General features: G+C 69.2%; 13 protein-coding genes and 1 other RNA gene. 10 read left to right on the plus strand and 4 right to left on the minus strand.

Features of this window, described 5'->3' with window-relative positions; translation table 11 throughout:
* Positions 1–33: 33 nt before the first annotated feature.
* From F0357_RS14200 to crcB, 3 genes are all read left to right on the plus strand, one after another.
* Positions 34–1,344, plus strand: a complete 1,311-nt coding sequence (locus tag F0357_RS14200; RefSeq protein WP_153483017.1) for a replication-associated recombination protein A — start codon at positions 34–36, stop codon at positions 1,342–1,344.
* A 125-nt stretch (positions 1,345–1,469) separates the two neighbouring features.
* Complete coding sequence (locus F0357_RS14205; RefSeq protein ID WP_153483021.1) at positions 1,470–1,730, plus strand: hypothetical protein; 261 nt, start codon at positions 1,470–1,472, stop codon at positions 1,728–1,730.
* Between the two features lie 229 nt (positions 1,731–1,959).
* Complete coding sequence (gene crcB / locus F0357_RS14210) at positions 1,960–2,346, plus strand: fluoride efflux transporter CrcB (RefSeq protein ID WP_153483024.1); 387 nt, start codon at positions 1,960–1,962, stop codon at positions 2,344–2,346.
* A 256-nt stretch (positions 2,347–2,602) separates the two neighbouring features.
* Here the strand turns inward: crcB and F0357_RS14215 are convergent, their stop codons facing one another.
* Entirely contained in the window at positions 2,603–3,085 is a 483-nt protein-coding gene (locus F0357_RS14215; protein ID WP_153483027.1) for a MarR family winged helix-turn-helix transcriptional regulator, read from the minus strand.
* 178 nt (positions 3,086–3,263) lie between these two features.
* On the opposite strand from F0357_RS14215, the gene F0357_RS14220 reads away from it, so the two are divergent.
* Genes F0357_RS14220 through F0357_RS14230 form a run of 3 tightly spaced genes read left to right on the plus strand, consistent with a single transcriptional unit; the run spans position 3,264 to position 6,034 of the window.
* Positions 3,264–4,280 (plus strand): RluA family pseudouridine synthase, encoded by a 1,017-nt coding sequence (locus tag F0357_RS14220; RefSeq protein ID WP_153483031.1) that lies wholly within the window; start codon positions 3,264–3,266, stop codon positions 4,278–4,280.
* The gene (locus F0357_RS14225; protein WP_153483034.1) at positions 4,277–5,731 is read left to right on the plus strand and encodes an AmpG family muropeptide MFS transporter; all 1,455 of its coding nucleotides are present in this window, start codon (positions 4,277–4,279) and stop codon (positions 5,729–5,731) included. Before F0357_RS14220 ends, F0357_RS14225 begins: the two co-directional genes overlap by 4 nt.
* 12 nt (positions 5,732–5,743) lie before the next feature.
* Positions 5,744–6,034 (plus strand): TM2 domain-containing protein, encoded by a 291-nt coding sequence (locus F0357_RS14230; RefSeq protein WP_153483036.1) that lies wholly within the window; start codon positions 5,744–5,746, stop codon positions 6,032–6,034.
* 22 nt (positions 6,035–6,056) lie between these two features.
* Here the strand turns inward: F0357_RS14230 and F0357_RS14235 are convergent, their stop codons facing one another.
* A complete protein-coding gene (locus F0357_RS14235) occupies positions 6,057–6,383 on the minus strand; it encodes a DUF427 domain-containing protein (protein WP_153483039.1) in 327 nt (108 codons plus the stop codon).
* A 292-nt stretch (positions 6,384–6,675) separates the two neighbouring features.
* Between F0357_RS14235 and pgi the strand changes: the two genes are divergently transcribed.
* The gene (gene pgi / locus F0357_RS14240) at positions 6,676–8,301 is read left to right on the plus strand and encodes a glucose-6-phosphate isomerase (RefSeq protein WP_153483042.1); all 1,626 of its coding nucleotides are present in this window, start codon (positions 6,676–6,678) and stop codon (positions 8,299–8,301) included.
* Positions 8,302–8,555: 254 nt separating this feature from the next.
* On the opposite strand, the gene F0357_RS14245 is transcribed toward pgi, so the two are convergent.
* Complete coding sequence (locus F0357_RS14245; protein WP_153483045.1) at positions 8,556–12,131, minus strand: PAS domain-containing hybrid sensor histidine kinase/response regulator; 3,576 nt, start codon at positions 12,129–12,131, stop codon at positions 8,556–8,558.
* Between the two features lie 397 nt (positions 12,132–12,528).
* Between F0357_RS14245 and mscL the strand changes: the two genes are divergently transcribed.
* Entirely contained in the window at positions 12,529–12,984 is a 456-nt protein-coding gene (mscL, locus tag F0357_RS14250; RefSeq protein ID WP_153483047.1) for a large conductance mechanosensitive channel protein MscL, read from the plus strand.
* A 110-nt stretch (positions 12,985–13,094) separates the two neighbouring features.
* Positions 13,095–13,487, plus strand: an RNA gene (gene rnpB, locus F0357_RS14255) — RNase P RNA component class A.
* A 508-nt stretch (positions 13,488–13,995) separates the two neighbouring features.
* Here rnpB and F0357_RS14260 read toward each other — a convergent pair.
* The gene (locus tag F0357_RS14260; protein ID WP_153483050.1) at positions 13,996–14,193 is read right to left on the minus strand and encodes a hypothetical protein; all 198 of its coding nucleotides are present in this window, start codon (positions 14,191–14,193) and stop codon (positions 13,996–13,998) included.
* A 446-nt stretch (positions 14,194–14,639) separates the two neighbouring features.
* Between F0357_RS14260 and F0357_RS14265 the strand changes: the two genes are divergently transcribed.
* Complete coding sequence (locus tag F0357_RS14265; protein WP_153486985.1) at positions 14,640–15,104, plus strand: division/cell wall cluster transcriptional repressor MraZ; 465 nt, start codon at positions 14,640–14,642, stop codon at positions 15,102–15,104.

Consider the following 15,104-nt stretch of genomic DNA (forward strand, 5'->3'; position numbering starts at 1 on the left):
GGGGTCCGCGCGGGCGATCGGACAGGGGATTTCATGAGCGATCTTTTCGCCGCCGCCGGACTGGAGCGCAGCGCTCCGCGCCCGCTCGCCGACCGGCTGCGGCCGAAGGTGCTCGCCGACGTCGTCGGTCAGGATCATCTCGTCGGCCCCGATGGAACGCTGACCCGGATGCTGCGCTCGGGCAGCGTCGGCAGCCTCGTTTTCTGGGGTCCGCCCGGCACCGGCAAGACGACGGTCGCACGCCTCCTCGCCGGGGCAACCGATCTCCATTTCGAACAGGTCTCGGCGATCCACACCGGCATCGCCGATCTCAAGAAGCTGTTCGACGGCGCCCGTGGCCGCCGCATGGTCGGCAAGGGGACGCTGCTCTTCGTCGACGAGATCCACCGCTTCAACAAGGCCCAGCAGGACAGCTTCCTGCCGGTGATGGAGGACGGCACCGTCACGCTGATCGGCGCGACGACCGAGAACCCCTCCTTCGAACTCAACGCCGCGCTCCTGTCGCGGGCGCAGGTGCTCGTGTTCCGCTCCCTCGACGACGCGGCGATCGACCGCCTGCTCGACCGCGCCGAGGCGGTGGAGAAGCGGAGCCTGCCGCTCGACCGCGACGCCCGCGCCGCGCTCGTGCGCATGGCGGACGGCGACGGCCGCGCCGCCCTGACGCTCGCGGAAGAAGTCTGGCGCGCGGCGGGGGAGGGGGAAATCTTCGATCCCGCCCGGCTCGGGGCCGTGCTCCAGCGGCGTGCGCCGATCTACGACAAGTCCGAGGACGGCCACTACAACCTGATCTCCGCCCTGCACAAATCGGTGCGCGGCTCGGACCCGGACGCGGCGCTCTATTATCTCTGCCGCATGCTCGATGCCGGCGAAGACCCGCTCTTCGTGGCCCGCCGCCTGGTTCGGATGGCGGTCGAGGACATCGGCCTCGCCGATCCTCAGGCCCTCGTCGTCTGCAACGCGGCGAAGGACGCCTACGATTTCCTCGGCAGTCCCGAAGGCGAACTCGCGCTCGCCCAGGCCGCGATCTATCTCGCGACCGCGCCGAAATCGAACGCGGCCTATGTCGCCTACAAGGCGGCCGTGCGCACCGCGAAGGAGAACGGCTCGCTGACGCCGCCGCGGCACATCCTCAACGCGCCGACGAAGCTGATGCGCGAGGAGGGCTACGGCTCCGGCTATCGCTACGATCACGACGAGCCGGACGCCTTCTCGGGGCAGGATTATTTCCCCGAGGCGCTCGGCCGTCAGAGCTTCTACCAGCCGACCCCGCGGGGCTTCGAGCGCACCCTCGGCGACCGCCTCGCCCGCTGGGCCGAGCTGCGCCGCGAGCGCGGCGGGCGATAGAGCGGAAAAGGAAACGGGATTCCGTCGAATCCGCCCCTATGCTATCGAGGGATATCCCGAGACATCGTCGACAGCGCCGCAGCGACGATCATTGAGACCTTTGCAGACGGGGCCCGAGCCGCCGCATGTCCTTGAACGAGCCGGTCGCCACGGAGACGCCGCGCGAGGAAGCCGCGGCCGAGCCGCCGCCGAAGCCGCGCCGTGAGCCTATGACGGGGCCGGGGCTGCGCACCCTCGTCGTCGCCTTCGTCGCGCTCTATGTGGTCGGCGGCTGGCTCGTGCCGGCCGCGCTCCACTCCGCCAAGCACAAGACCTCGTTCGTCTATTCGCTTTGCAAGCGCGGCGTGGTGATGACCCACTTGTGGACCGACGCGTCCTGCCGCTAAGGCAAGCCCGCGGCGGTCTCCCGCCGTCGCGCCGCGGTGACGGTCGCCGGAAATCGCTCTCGGCACCGTGCGAAACGGGTTGAACCGGGCCGCCGCTCCGGCTTTGATCCTTGCCGCATTACATTGCCGCATCGCCCAGCCGACGTTCGTCGCTCGGCCGGGCATGCCCGTCTCGCCGTCTGCCCGTGCGCCCCGCGATCTCCCCGCGGGCCTGTGAAGGAAGCTCCCGATGATCTCCGCGCTCGTTGTCTTTCTCGGCGGCGGCCTCGGAGCCGTGCTGCGTTATTTTCTCGGCATCGTGGCGACGCGGCTTGTCGGGGTGAACTTCCCGTGGGGCACGCTCTTCATCAACATCACCGGCTCGCTCGCCATGGGCCTGATCGTCGCCTGGCTCGCCTTCAGTGAACCGGTGACGGGCGGCAAGGCCCTGCGGCTTTTTCTGACGACCGGCATCCTCGGCGGCTACACGACCTTCTCGACCTTCTCGCTCGACGCCTTCTCGCTCTGGGAGCGGGGCGAGGTTGGCGCCGCCGCGGGCTACGTCGCGGCCTCGCTGATCATCTCGCTTGCCGCCGTCGCCGCCGGCGCCTTCTTCGGCCGCTGGGTCTGGCACTGAGCAGGGCGAACTCGGAGCGACGATCGATGCGCCGCTAAACCCTCCCCTGTCAGGGGGAGGGTCGACGGCCGTCAGGCCGGCGGGGTGGGGTCGGCGCCGCAGGCGCCGTGCTCCAGGTGCGATGCGAACGGCGGCGGATCTGCGGGATCGGCGGTGGAGAACCCCACCCCGGCGCTGCGCGCCGACCCTCCCCCTGGCAGGGGAGGGTGAGCCGCGTTTGCGGGGCACTCGTCACCGCCCGGCAACAAGACGGCCCTCAGCCCTCCACCTCCCCGATCCCGTCGAGCCGCTCGCGCAGGCGGCCGAGGCTCGAGCGCAGGGTGTCGATGTCTTCCCGGCAGAGGCCGACCGCGGGAATCATGTGCTCCCAGATCGCCGCCGAACGGTCCTTGAGGGCGCGGCCCTCGTCCGTCAGCGTGATGTCGACCACCCGCTCGTCGTCCCGGTTGCGGGCGCGGCGCACGAGCCCGGCGGCTTCGAGCCGCTTCAAGAGCGGCGTCAGAGTGCCGGAATCGAGCCGCAGCCGCTCGCCGAGCACCTTCATCGTCAGCGCGTCCGCCTCCCAGAGGGCGGTCATGATCAGGAATTGCGGATAGGTGAGGCCGAGCTCGGACAGGAGCGGCCGATAGGCCCGGGTGAAGGCGTGCTCGGCCGAATAGATCGCGAAGCACAGCAATTCGTCGATCGTCGGAACGGACCGCGCGTCAGGGCGCGTCGAATTCGAAGCGTCATCGGGCATGGCAGCACTCTCTCGGCAACACGCGCCTTGGGACCGCGCCACGGCCCCCGCCACCGCGCGCGTCGCATCATTATATGGGGCGCGTTTCGATCGCGCGCAATCTTCATGAGGCGCGCCGAGGTCCGCCACATCCGCCTCTCCCCTTGCAAGCCCCGGGGGAACCTGCCACGAGAGCGCCATGGCACAAGTCTATTCCATCACCGTCGGTCGCGACGAAGACGGCATGCGGCTCGACCGCTGGTTCAAGGAGCATTATCCGGGGCTCGGCTTCGTTCCGCTCCAGAAGCTCCTTCGCTCCGGCCAGATCCGGGTCGACGGCGCGCGCGCGAAGACCTCGACGCGGCTCGAGTCGGGTCAGGTCGTGCGCATCCCGCCGATGCCGAGCGACGCCAACAAGGCTCCGGAACCCGGCGCCCCGCGCGAGAACCGCGCCAGCGGCAGCGGCCGGCCGAGCGATCGCGATTTCCTCGAAAGTCTGATCCTCTACGAGGACAAAGAGGTTTTCGTCTTCAACAAGCCGGCCGGGCTCGCGGTGCAGGGGGGCTCCGGGCTCACCCGCCACGTCGACGGCATGTTGGAAGCGTTCCGCGACGCCAAGGGCCAGAAGCCGCGGCTCGTCCACCGCATCGACCGCGACACGTCGGGCATCCTCGTCGTCGCCCGCACCCGCAAGGCGGCGGAGCTCCTCACCGGCTCGTTCCGCGCCCGCAACACCCGCAAGGTCTATTGGGCGCTGGTGCGCGGGGTGCCCAAGCCCCGCCAAGGCCGCATCTCGACCTTCCTCGCCAAGGAGCCGGGACCGGAGGGCGAGCGCATGCGCGTCGCCCAGCACGGCGAGGAGGATGCGGTGCACGCGCTCTCCTATTATGCCGTGGTCGATCAGGCGGCGCAGAACCTGTCGTGGGTCTCGCTCCGACCGGTGACCGGGCGTACGCACCAGTTGCGCGCCCACATGGCCCACATTGAGCACCCGATCATCGGCGACCCTAAATATTTCGAGGTCGAGAACTGGCAGTTGCCGGGCGGCATCCAGAACAAGCTGCATCTGCACGCCCGCCGCATCATGATCCCGCATCCATCGAGCGGGACGCTCGACGTCTCGGCGCCGCTGCCGGACCACATGCAGCAATCGTGGAATTTGCTCGGTTTCGACGCCTCGGTCTACGATCCGATCGAGGAGGCACCCGACACGTGAGCGATTCGGTCGAAGCCGATACGGCATCGCCGCCCGTGCGGTTCGGGGCGATCGGACGGCTGTTCGCGGTCTACGGCAAGCGCCGCGTCGCCGTCATGCTCCTGCTCGGCTTCGCCTCCGGCCTGCCGCTCCAGCTCACCGCGTCGACCCTTCAGGCGTGGCTCACCGAGAGCGGCGTCAGCGTCGAATCGATCGGCTTGTTCGGCCTCGTCGGCATCGCCTACGGCTGGAAGTTCGTCTGGTCGCCGGTCATCGACGGCTTTCCGATTCCGGGTCTGTCGCGCCTTCTCGGCCACCGCCGCGCCTGGCTCCTCACGATCCAGATTCTCCTGATGCTGGCGATCGCCGGCCTCGGCTTCGTCGATCCGATGATCGATCGGGCCGGCGTCGCCGCGGTTGCCGTGGTGGTCGCCTTCCTGTCGGCGAGCCAGGACATCGCGGTCGACGCGCTGCGCATCGAATCCCTGAACGAGCAGGAACAGGCGGCGGGCACCGCGAACTTCATCGCCGCCTACCGCATCGCCATGCTCGTCTCGTTCGGTGGCGCCGTCGGCATCGTGAGCTGGCTCGAGGCCGAAGGCATGCCGAAGGCCGCCTCCTGGCAGACCGGCTACCTCGTCATGGCCGGCCTCATCCTGGTCGGCATCCTCGGCACCCTCCTCGCCAAGGAGGAATGGGGCCGCGAGGCGGCGCGCTTCGTCGAGCCCTTCCGCCACCGCTTCGGGCGGGCGATCGTCGATCCCTTCCGCGACTTCCTCGCCAAGGATGCGTGGTGGGCGATCCTGCTCTTCGTCATCCTGTTCAAGCTCGGCGACGCCTTCACCTCCGAACTCAGGACCTATTTCTTCCTGACGAACGGCTACGAGAAGGCGACCTATGCCGGCTTGGTCTGGGGTTTCGGCTTCTTCTCGGTACTGATCGGCGGCTTCGTCGGCGGCGTGCTCGCCAACAAGCTCGGCCTGATGCGGGCGCTCTGGCTCGCCGCCGTCGCGCAGATGGCGACGAACCTCATCTTCATCTGGCCGGCGCTCGATCTGCCCTGGCTCACCGCCGAGATCGGCGTGCCGAACGCCGACGGCGTGCGCAAGCTGACGATGGCCGCGCTCTTCACCAACGGCGTCGACGGCTGGCGTGCGGCGGCGGCTTTGTGCGCCTCGGTCGCGCTCGAGAATTTCGCGACCGGCGTCGGCGGCACCATCATGATCGCTTTCCTGTCGAAGCTCTGCTCCAACCGGTCCTATACGGCGACCCAATATGCGCTGCTGACCTCCCTCGAGGGGCAGGCTCGGGTGATGCTGGGCGCGCCGGCGGGCTTCGTCGTCAGTGCGCTCGGCTGGGTCAATTATTACATCATCGCGACGCTGCTCGCGCTTCCGGGCCTCGCGCTCCTCTGGTGGCTGCGCCGCCGCGAGGAGCGCCTGATGGGGACCGCGATCGAGGCGCGCGACTAAGGAGACATCCCGATGGGATTGAGCACCCAGGACGAGATCCTGATCGAGACCCGCGTGGCGAACGACGGCCCCAACGTCGTCCTCGCCTACGTGTTCTGGTTTTTCCTCGGCATCGTCTCGGCCCACCGCTTCTATCTCGGGCGGCCGGGCAGCGCGATCCTCCAGATCCTCACCTATTTCATCGCCATCGGCTTCGTCTGGTGGGTGGTCGATCTGTTCCTGATCCCGCGGCTGGTGTGGGACAAGCAGGAGCGGATCCGCCAGGATCTCGCCCTGCGGATGCTCTCGGGCCGCACGCTCTGATCCGCGGCGAGCCGAGACGGCGTCAGCCGATTTCCTCGATGGTGACCTTGTCCGGATAGAAGGCGAGGTAGCCCTCGATCGGCAGCATCGCCGGATAGGGCGTCTCATAGGACCACGCGGCGTCCTCGATCACGTCGCCGCCGATGTTGAGGCTGTAATAGCTCGCGGTGCCCTTGTAGGGGCATTCGGACACGCGCCGGGTCTTGCCGAAGAAACCCATCACCACGTCGTCGCGGGGGATGTAGTAGACCGGCGGATAGCTCGCCTCCTGGAGCCGGATCGCCGCCTCGGTGTCGGCCACCGGGTGGCCGTCGTGGAGGACGCGGATGCGGGTCGGACATGGCGTCAACGTGATCGGATGATCGGGCCCGGGACTTTCATCGCTTCGTCTCCCTTGCACGTTAAGTGATAGTGCGACAATGCGTTGGGTGTCGGCCGTGTTCCGGCGGACCCGGGGTGCGCATGGCCCCCGCCGTCGGAGCGCCCACCCGATCGAGAAGGCCCGGAGCCCGGCTCCGGCGCAAGAGCAAGACCAAGAAGCCGAGGGGCTGCGGGCAATTTCCGGTGCCGTGCCGCCGCTCCCGATCAAGCCGTTGCCGATTCCGCTGCTCCCAACCTTTGCCGTCACGTAGGAGGCCCAGATGTCGGATCAAGTCGCCGCCGCGCTCGCCCGTCTCGCAGACCATCGCAAGGCGTCCGAAGCCACCACCTTGCGCGATCTCTTCAAGGCCGATCCGGATCGCTTCGCCAAGTTCTCGGTCTCCTTCGGCGATCTCCTGCTCGATTTCTCGAAGAACCACCTCACCAGCGAGACCCTGGGGCTCCTGCTCGATCTCGCCCGCGTCGCCGACATCGAAGGCTGGCGCGAGAAGATGTTCACCGGTGAGAAGATCAATTTCACCGAGAACCGCGCCGTCCTCCACGTCGCCCTGCGCAACCGTTCGAACCGGCCGATCCTGGTCGACGGCGTCGACGTGATGCCGGAGGTCAACGCCGTCCTCGACCGCATGCGCGACTTCACCAACGGCGTCCGCTCGGGCGCGCTCGCCGGCGCGACGGGCGAGAAGATCACCGACGTCGTCAATATCGGCATCGGCGGCTCCGATCTCGGCCCGGCGATGGTCGTCAACGCCACGACGCCCTATCGCGGCGGCGGCCCGCTCGTGCACTTCGTGTCGAACGTCGACGGCGCCCACATCGCCGACACCCTCGCCACCCTGAAGCCCGAGACGACGCTTTTCCTCGTCGCCTCCAAGACCTTCACCACCCTCGAGACGATGACCAACGCGGCGACCGCCCGCGCCTGGCTCGTCGAGAAGCTCGGCGACGCCGCCGTCGCCAAGCACTTCGCGGCGCTGTCGACGAACCTGCCCAAGGTCGCCGCCTTCGGCATTCCCGAGGAGCGCGCGTTCGGCTTCTGGGACTGGGTCGGCGGCCGCTATTCGGTGTGGTCCTCGATCGGCCTGTCGGTGGCGCTCTCGATCGGCTTCGAGAATTTCGAAGCCTTCCTCGCCGGCGGCCACGCCATGGACGAGCATTTCCGCACCGCCCCGCTGGAGGCGAACCTGCCGGTGATCCTCGGCTTGGTCGGCGTCTGGTACCGCAATATCTGCGCCCTGCCGACCCATGCGATCCTGCCCTACGACCAGCGCATGAACCGCTTCGCCGCCCATCTCCAGCAGCTCGACATGGAATCGAACGGCAAGCGGGTGACGCGCAGCGGCAAGCTCGCCTCGCACACCGGTCCGGTGGTCTGGGGCGAGCCGGGCACCAACGGCCAGCACGCCTTCTATCAGTTGCTCCACCAGGGCACCGACGTGGTGCCGGCGGACTTCCTGATCGGCGCCAAGTCGCACGAGCTGCCGCACCAGCACGATCTCCTGATCGCGAACTGCCTCGCCCAGACCAAGGCGCTGATGGACGGGCGGACCCTCGAAGAGGCGAAGGCCCAGCTCGAGAAGCAGGGCATGGACGCGGCCGCGATCGAGCACATCGCGCCCCACAAGGTCTTTCCGGGCAACCGGCCGACCAACACCATCGCCTACGAGATGCTGGACCCGTTCACCCTCGGCCGCCTGCTCGCGCTCTACGAGCACAAGGTGTTCGTCGAGGGCACGATCTGGAACATCAACTCGTTCGACCAGTGGGGTGTCGAGCTCGGCAAGGAGCTCGCCCTGTCGCTCGGCCCGGTCGTCGAAGGCAAGACCGGCACGGACGCGCTCGATGGGTCGACCGCGGGCCTCGTCAACCGGCTGAAGCATCGCTGAGACATGGGGCGGGGGGCTTTGTCGTTCCCCGCCTGCGCCCATTCGGCCCCTCATCCGCCCCTTCGGGGCACCTTCTCCCCGCAAGCGGGGCGAAGGGGGAGGGTGCTCCGCAGAGAGCGCCGTTTTGTCCGAAAGTAAGGGGTCTTCACCAGAGAGACTCCCTCGCCCCGCTGTGCGGGGAAAGGGTTGGGGGTGAGGGGCGTGCCAAACCGCTCTCCGCATCCGAGCGACGACGTCGCAGCACTAGCCCCGCCTCACTCCGCCGCGGTGGCGTTGAGGCCGTGGTGGGCGAGGAGGGCGCGCAGGGCGGCGGGCTTCACCGGCTTGTTGAGGACGCCGATCTGCGCCGCCGCCGCGGCGGTCCGCAAGCCGGGTGAACGGTCGGCGGTGATGAGGATCGACGGCAGGGCGGCGCCGTAGCGCGCCCGGAGCCGCGCGACCGCTTCGAGGCCGGTGGTGTCGTCGAGGTGATAATCCACCAGCGCGAGCTGCGGCACGAGGCTCGCCTCCGCCGCCTTCGCCTCGAGCTCCGCCGCGCTCGTCGCCGTGACGATGGTGCAGCCCCAGCCCGACAACAGCACCTGCATGCCGTCGAGGATCGCCGGTTCGTTGTCGATGACGGCGATGACCAAGCGGTGGCGCGGCGGGCCGACCGGCGCCGCCGTGGCGGCGGGGGGCTCGGCGGCGACCCACTCCGCCTGCGCGATCGAGACCGCGAAGCGCGAGCCGTGGCCGGGGCGCGACCGCACGTCGAGCGGCAGCGTCAGCATATGGGCGATGCGGTCGACGATCGAGAGTCCGAGCCCGAGGCCGCGGGCGTTGCCCTGGGCGGGTTCGAGCCGGCTGAACTCCCGGAACGCCTCGGCGAGCTTCTCCTCGGCGATGCCGATGCCGCTGTCCACGACCTCGATCCGCACGCCGCGACCGCGCCGCCGGCAGCCGACGACGACGCCGCCCTTCGCCGTATATTGGATGGCGTTGGAGATCAGGTTCTGGAGCAGCCGCCGCAACAGCCGCCGGTCCGTCGTCACCACGGCGGAGGTCGGCACGATGCGCAGGGCGAGGCCGCGCCCGCGGGCGATCGGCTCGAACTCGACCGCGAGGGTCGCGAACACGTCGGCGAGACGGAAGCGCGAAATCGCCGGCTTCAGGCCGCCCGCATCGAGCTGCGAGATGTCGAGCACCGCCGCGATGATCTCGTCGACGGATTCGAGCGAGGCCTCCACCTTCTCGGCGAGCTCGGCATAGTCGCTGCCGTCGGCGCGCTCGGCCAAGGTCGAGGCGTAGAGCCGCGCCGCGTTGAGCGGCTGGAGGATGTCGTGGCCGGCGGCGGCGAGGAAGCGCGTCTTGCCGAGATCCGCCGCCTCCGCCGCGGCCTTGGCGGCGGCGAGTTCGGCATTGAGGCGCTCGAGCTCGGCGGTGCGCTCCCGCACGCGGTGCTCCAGCGTTTCGTTGGCCCGCGCGAGCGTCTCCGCCGCCCGCACGCGCTCCGTCATGTCGACGACCATCAGCACGACGCCGCCGTCCGGCATCGGGTTCGAATGGACTTCGAGGACGCGGCCGAGCGGGCCGATGCGCCGTTCGAGGGTGGTGCGGTTCGGTGCCGCGAGCTGTGACATGCGGGCGTCGATGAGGCCGTCGGTGCGGCCCGGCCCCATGTCGCCGCGCTTGGCGATCACGATCAGGATCGCCCGCAGCGGCACGCCGACATGGCCGAGCTCCGGCGGCAGGTCCATCAGCGCCAGGAACTGGCGGTTGCGCAGCGACAGGGTGAGGTCGCGGTCGAACACCGCGATGCCCTCCTCGACCTCCTCGATGGCGGTCTGGAGGAGGTCGCGGTTGTAGCGGATCGCCGCCGTCGCGTCGTCGAGCAGGCGGTGGGCGCGCTTGGCGGTCGGATCACGCCGCCGGATCAGGAGCGAAAGCACGAGCCGCGACGAGGCCGAACCGATGGCGCTCGCGAGCAGCCGTTCCGAAAAGCGCAGCAGCGCCGCATCGGCCGGGGCGCCCGGGGCGGGGAGTGCCGCGCCGCTCTCGCTCTGGCGCGCCGCGAAGCCGGCGAAGGCTTCGTCGACCCGCTCCTCGCCGAGATAGCGCGCGATGGTCGCCTTGAGATCGCCGACGGTGACGGCGGTGCGGCCCGGCCGCCGCGTCGGCGCGGGACCGATGTCGCTCGGCACGAAGATCGAGGATTGCAGCCGCTCGCTGATGCCGGGCGGGCGCATCAGCGAGACGAAGACGAAGGTCGTCAGGTTGATCGCGAGGCTCCAGAACACCCCGTGGATGAACGGGTCGAAGCTGATGGCGAACAGCGCCTGGGGGCGCAGCAGCCACAGGCCGAACGGGCCGTTCGAGAGCAGGTCGGCCGGCAACAGCCCGGTCGCCACGATGTTCGGCACCAGCAGCGTATAGGCCCAGACGGCGAAGCCCGCGATCATGCCCGCCATCGCCCCGCGCGCCGTCCCCCGCCGCCAGATCAGGCCGCCGAAGAAGGCCGGGGCAATCTGGGCGATGGCGGCGAAGGAGAGCAGGCCCGTCTGGGCGAGCGCCGCCGCGTTGCCGACGGCGCGGTAGTAGCCATAGGCGCCGAGCATCAAAGCGAGGATCGCCGCGCGGCGGACCATGAGGATGATGCGGCCCATGTCGTCGCCGGTGTCGGCGCCGGCACCGGCCGCCGGGCGGGCGGCGTCGCGTCGGCGCAGCAGCGGCGGCAGCACGAGATCGTTGGAGATCATGATCGAGAGCGCCACCGCCTCGACGATGACCATCGCGGTCGCCGCCGACAGCGCGCCGGTGAAGGCGATCAGCGCGACGACGTCCGCGCCCGCCGCCATCGGCAGCGCGAGCACGAAGGTGTCCGCATCGACCCCTGGCCCGAAGCGCAACAGGCCCGCCGCGGCGACCGGCACCACGAACAGGTTGATGAGCACGAGATAGAGCGGAAACAGCCACGCCGCGCGCTTCAGTTCGCTCGGATCGGTGTTCTCGGTCACCGCGACATGGAATTGGCGCGGCAGCAGCAGCGCGGCGATGAAAGAGAGGCCGGATTGGACGATCCAGGTCGCGCCGTCGAGGGGCGCGGTGAAGACCTGGGCGATGTCCGGCCGCGCCGCGACCGCCCGGGCAAGCGAGCCGATGCCGCCATAGAGCCCGAAGGTGACGTAGAGGCCGACGATCAGGAAGGCGCCGAGCTTCACCAGGGATTCGGCGGCGATGGCGAGCATCATCCCTTCCTGGTGCTCGGTCGCGTCGGCGTGGCGGGTGCCGAACAGAACGGCGAACAGCGCCATGGCGAGGGCGACGAGGAGGGCGATGTCGCCGATCATCGGCACGTGGAGGCCGGTGATGTGGAACGCCGAGGTGCCGTTGCCGAGGTGGGCGATCAGCGTCTCGACCGAGATCGAGACCGCCTTGAGCTGGAGCGCGATGTAGGGGAGGAGGCCGATTACCGCGATCAGCGTCACCGTCGCTGCGACCGCCGGGCTCTTGCCGTAGCGGGCGGCGACGAAGTCGGCCATCGAGGTGATGCGCTCCTCCTTGGCGAGGCGGATCACCCGGCCGACGAGGGGGCGCAGCGGGCCGAACAGCAGGATCGGGCCGATATAGATCGTGAGAAACGACCACCCGCTCGCGGCGGAGAGGCCGACCGAGCCGAGGAAGGTCCACGAGGTGCAATAGACCGCGAGCGAGAGCGCGTAGATCGAGCGCCGGCCGCGGCCCATCAGCGGCCGGCGGCCGCGCGCGGCGAGGCGGTCGCCGACGCTGGCGACCACGAAGAGCAGGCCGAGATAGAGAACGATCGTCAGAAAGACGACGGAGACCTGCAGCATGGGTCCGGTCTTCGGGGCCTCGCGCCCGGAGCCCCCTCGTCGATCCCGCCCGCGGGGCGGAGGCTCGTGTTCCGCGGGCGTGCCGGGCGTCGGCCGCTCGGAACGTGTCCGGCATCGGACCACAGTGGCCCGACCCTGTCCATCGTCCCTCAGTCGACGTTAACCCGCCCGGCGCATGCTTTCCCGAGACGAAGCGCGGCGAGGGAGCGGACGCCCGCTTTCGGCGTTGACGAAAGCGCAGGGGAGCGCCGCGGCGGCGGGCCGGGAACGGTCACGACAGGGCGGCGCGGGGGCGGCGCATAACCAAGACGATCGGGTGCTTCGGCGGTCGTGGGAACGGCCGGAGCCTCGGGGCCAGGGACGCGGGCGATGCGTCCGCGATCGGAGAGGATCAGCCATGCTCAAGGAGTTCCGCGACTTCGCCATCAAGGGCAACATGCTCGACATGGCGGTCGGCATCATCATCGGTGCGGCCTTCGGCACCATCGTGTCCTCGCTGGTGCAGGACATTCTGACGCCGCCGCTCGGGTTGGTGCTCGGCGGGGTCGATTTCAGCGACCTCTTCGTCACCCTCAAGCACGGCAACCCGGCCGGCCCCTATGTCAGCCTCGACGCCGCCAAGGCGGCCGGCGCGGTGACGCTGAACATCGGCCTCTTCATCAACGCCCTGATCAAGTTCGTCATCGTCGCCTTCGCCCTGTTCATGGTGGTCAAGGGGGCGAACCAGATGCGCCGCCTCGCCGAGCGGGAGAAGGCGGCCGCGCCGCCGCCGGCCCCGACCGAGGACGTCGTGCTCCTGCGCGAGATCCGCGACCTGATGGCCGAAGAGGCGAAGGCGAAGCCGCGCGGCTGACGGTGCGACGGCGCGGCGTTCGCCTCCCGCGAGCGGTTTCTGGGATCTCAGCCGGCTTTCTTGGGCGCGCCCCCTCGACATTGGGTCGGCGCGCCCGTAAGTGCGAGCGGCCAGCCGGCCGGACGGCCGCTCCGGCAAGTGCCGAAAGGCCGCCGGGGAGGAAAGTCCGGGCTCCACGGAAACACGGTGCCGGGTAACACCCGGCGGGGGTGACCCCAGGGATAGTGCCACAGAAAGCAAACCGCCGGCGCGTGCGCCGGTAAGGGTGAAAGGGTGGGGTAAGAGCCCACCGCGGACCCGGCAACGGGGACGGCATGGTAAACCCCACCGGGAGCAAGACCGAATAGGGGCGGCGCGAGGGCAACCTCGGCCTGTTTCCGGGCTATGCCGCCCGGGTTGGTCGCGCGAGGCGTCCGGTAACGGGCGTCCCAGAGGAATGGCCGTCACGCGGGCGGGTTCGCCCGTCCGCCTTACAGAACCCGGCTTACAGGCCGGCTGGCGCACGCCTTGTTATGGGCGGTCTCGGTGGAGGCCGCCCGGCAAGGGTGCAGCACCCAAGCGCTCACTTCGGACGCGCTCGACGCTTCACATCGTTCTGACCCGTTGCGAATGGCGACGGCGCGAGGCCGCGGGCGAGACGCGGCCAGATGGGACGGCATGGGCGCGTGGTGGACTCGTGAGCGATCCGTGGGACCGTATGGGAGAGGTCTTCCCAGCGCTCCGCGAGCCAGCTTTTGCCCGATCACCGCCGCTGCCTTCCTTCGCCCCAGCGGGGAGAAGGTGCCCCGAAGGGGCGGATGAGGGGGGCTTTTCAGCGCGTCGGCCGGGATTCGGGACGATTATCTAAATCGCTGAATATCCAATATTTTTCGTTCGAGTAAGCCCCTCATCCGGCGCTGCGCGCCACCTTCTCCCCGGCGGGGAGAAGCAAGAGGGGGCTTTCGACAGGCCACGCCGCGCGTGCCTACGCCAACCGCGGGCTCCTGCGCGTCGCCTGCTGAAACCCGTCCGTCAGACCCGCCGGCCGTGCTCGGTGAGCCAGATCTCGGCCGCGTGCATCGGCTCGACGAGCGGCCATTCGACGGCCTCGCCGGACGTCGGGCGGCCGCGCATCGCCGCCGCGCCGGCGAGAACGCCGCGCAGCCTGTCTCGGTCGGCGCCGCTCGTCGCGGCAACCCGTTGGGCGCTCGCGAGCAGGGAGAGGGGCAACAACACTCTCATTCTGGACGCCATGACGTTTCCCCATCTTGATTTGCGAGAAGCCTAGCAGAATCGCGGGATTCTGACGATCCGCATCGTGCGTCTGCGTCAAATCGCACGGGATCCCTTCACGTTCGGTAAACCCTCCCCAGCGTATGCGCTTGCGGGCCGCTTCGGCGCGTGTGAACCAGTCCGGTCCATTGACGCCCATATGCTCCCATGCTATCCCAAATCGTCCCGGGATGAGGGGAGCGTGGCGCCCGCCGCGCCTCGTCGATCGGGTCGAGGTCTGGCCCCGAATCGGGCGCTCAGCCGATTGTGTCGTTCCAGTTGCGTCCTTTGCCGAACGCCGTGTGTTCCACGGCGCGCCTGCGATCGTGGCTCGGTCGCCGGAGCGTCGGGTCTCGGTCGGTGCGGATGCCGGAGCGGGTGAGGTGTCGGGACAAGGTGGGGCGATGCACGGCTTCGTGTCTCACTTCACGACGAAGCTCGACGCCAAGGGGCGGGTCTCCGTTCCTGCGCCGTTTCGGGCCGCGCTCGTGAAGGATGGTTTCGAGGGGCTCTATTGCTTCCCCTCGCCCCATCTCGCGGCCGTCGATGCCGGGGGCAATCAGCTCATCGGCGAAATCGAGCGCCGCCTCGAGAGCTTCCGCACGCTCACGGCCGACCACGATTTCGTGGCCACGGCGCTGTACGGCATCAGTGAGGTCCTCAAGATCGACGGCGAGGGGCGCGTGACTTTGACCGACAGCATCAAGGCGCATGCGGGAATCACCAGCGACCTCGTGTTCGTCGGGCAGGGCTACAAGTTTCAGATCTGGGAGCCGTCGCGCTTCGCCGAGCATCGTGCCGAGGCCATGCGCCGCGCGCTCGCGGTACTCTCGGGTGGCGGCCCCGCGCCCGCTGCGGGAGGGGCCTGA

Origin of the sequence: Segnochrobactrum spirostomi (assembly GCF_009600605.1) — a bacterium.
GTDB classification, from domain to species: domain Bacteria; phylum Pseudomonadota; class Alphaproteobacteria; order Rhizobiales; family Segnochrobactraceae; genus Segnochrobactrum; species Segnochrobactrum spirostomi.

Excerpts from the sequence above, each read along its gene's own strand:
- F0357_RS14230 (WP_153483036.1), top strand. The coding sequence starts at position 5,744 with ATGGGATTGAGCACCCAGGACGAGATCCTGATCGAGACCCGCGTGGCG.
- F0357_RS14245 (WP_153483045.1), bottom strand. The coding sequence starts at position 12,131 with ATGCTGCAGGTCTCCGTCGTCTTTCTGACGATCGTTCTCTATCTCGGC.
- F0357_RS14205 (WP_153483021.1), top strand. The coding sequence starts at position 1,470 with ATGTCCTTGAACGAGCCGGTCGCCACGGAGACGCCGCGCGAGGAAGCC.
- F0357_RS14200 (WP_153483017.1), top strand. The coding sequence starts at position 34 with ATGAGCGATCTTTTCGCCGCCGCCGGACTGGAGCGCAGCGCTCCGCGC.
- F0357_RS14220 (WP_153483031.1), top strand. The coding sequence starts at position 3,264 with ATGGCACAAGTCTATTCCATCACCGTCGGTCGCGACGAAGACGGCATG.
- pgi (WP_153483042.1), top strand. The coding sequence starts at position 6,676 with ATGTCGGATCAAGTCGCCGCCGCGCTCGCCCGTCTCGCAGACCATCGC.
- mscL (WP_153483047.1), top strand. The coding sequence starts at position 12,529 with ATGCTCAAGGAGTTCCGCGACTTCGCCATCAAGGGCAACATGCTCGAC.
- F0357_RS14215 (WP_153483027.1), bottom strand. The coding sequence starts at position 3,085 with ATGCCCGATGACGCTTCGAATTCGACGCGCCCTGACGCGCGGTCCGTT.
- crcB (WP_153483024.1), top strand. The coding sequence starts at position 1,960 with ATGATCTCCGCGCTCGTTGTCTTTCTCGGCGGCGGCCTCGGAGCCGTG.
- F0357_RS14265 (WP_153486985.1), top strand. The coding sequence starts at position 14,640 with ATGCACGGCTTCGTGTCTCACTTCACGACGAAGCTCGACGCCAAGGGG.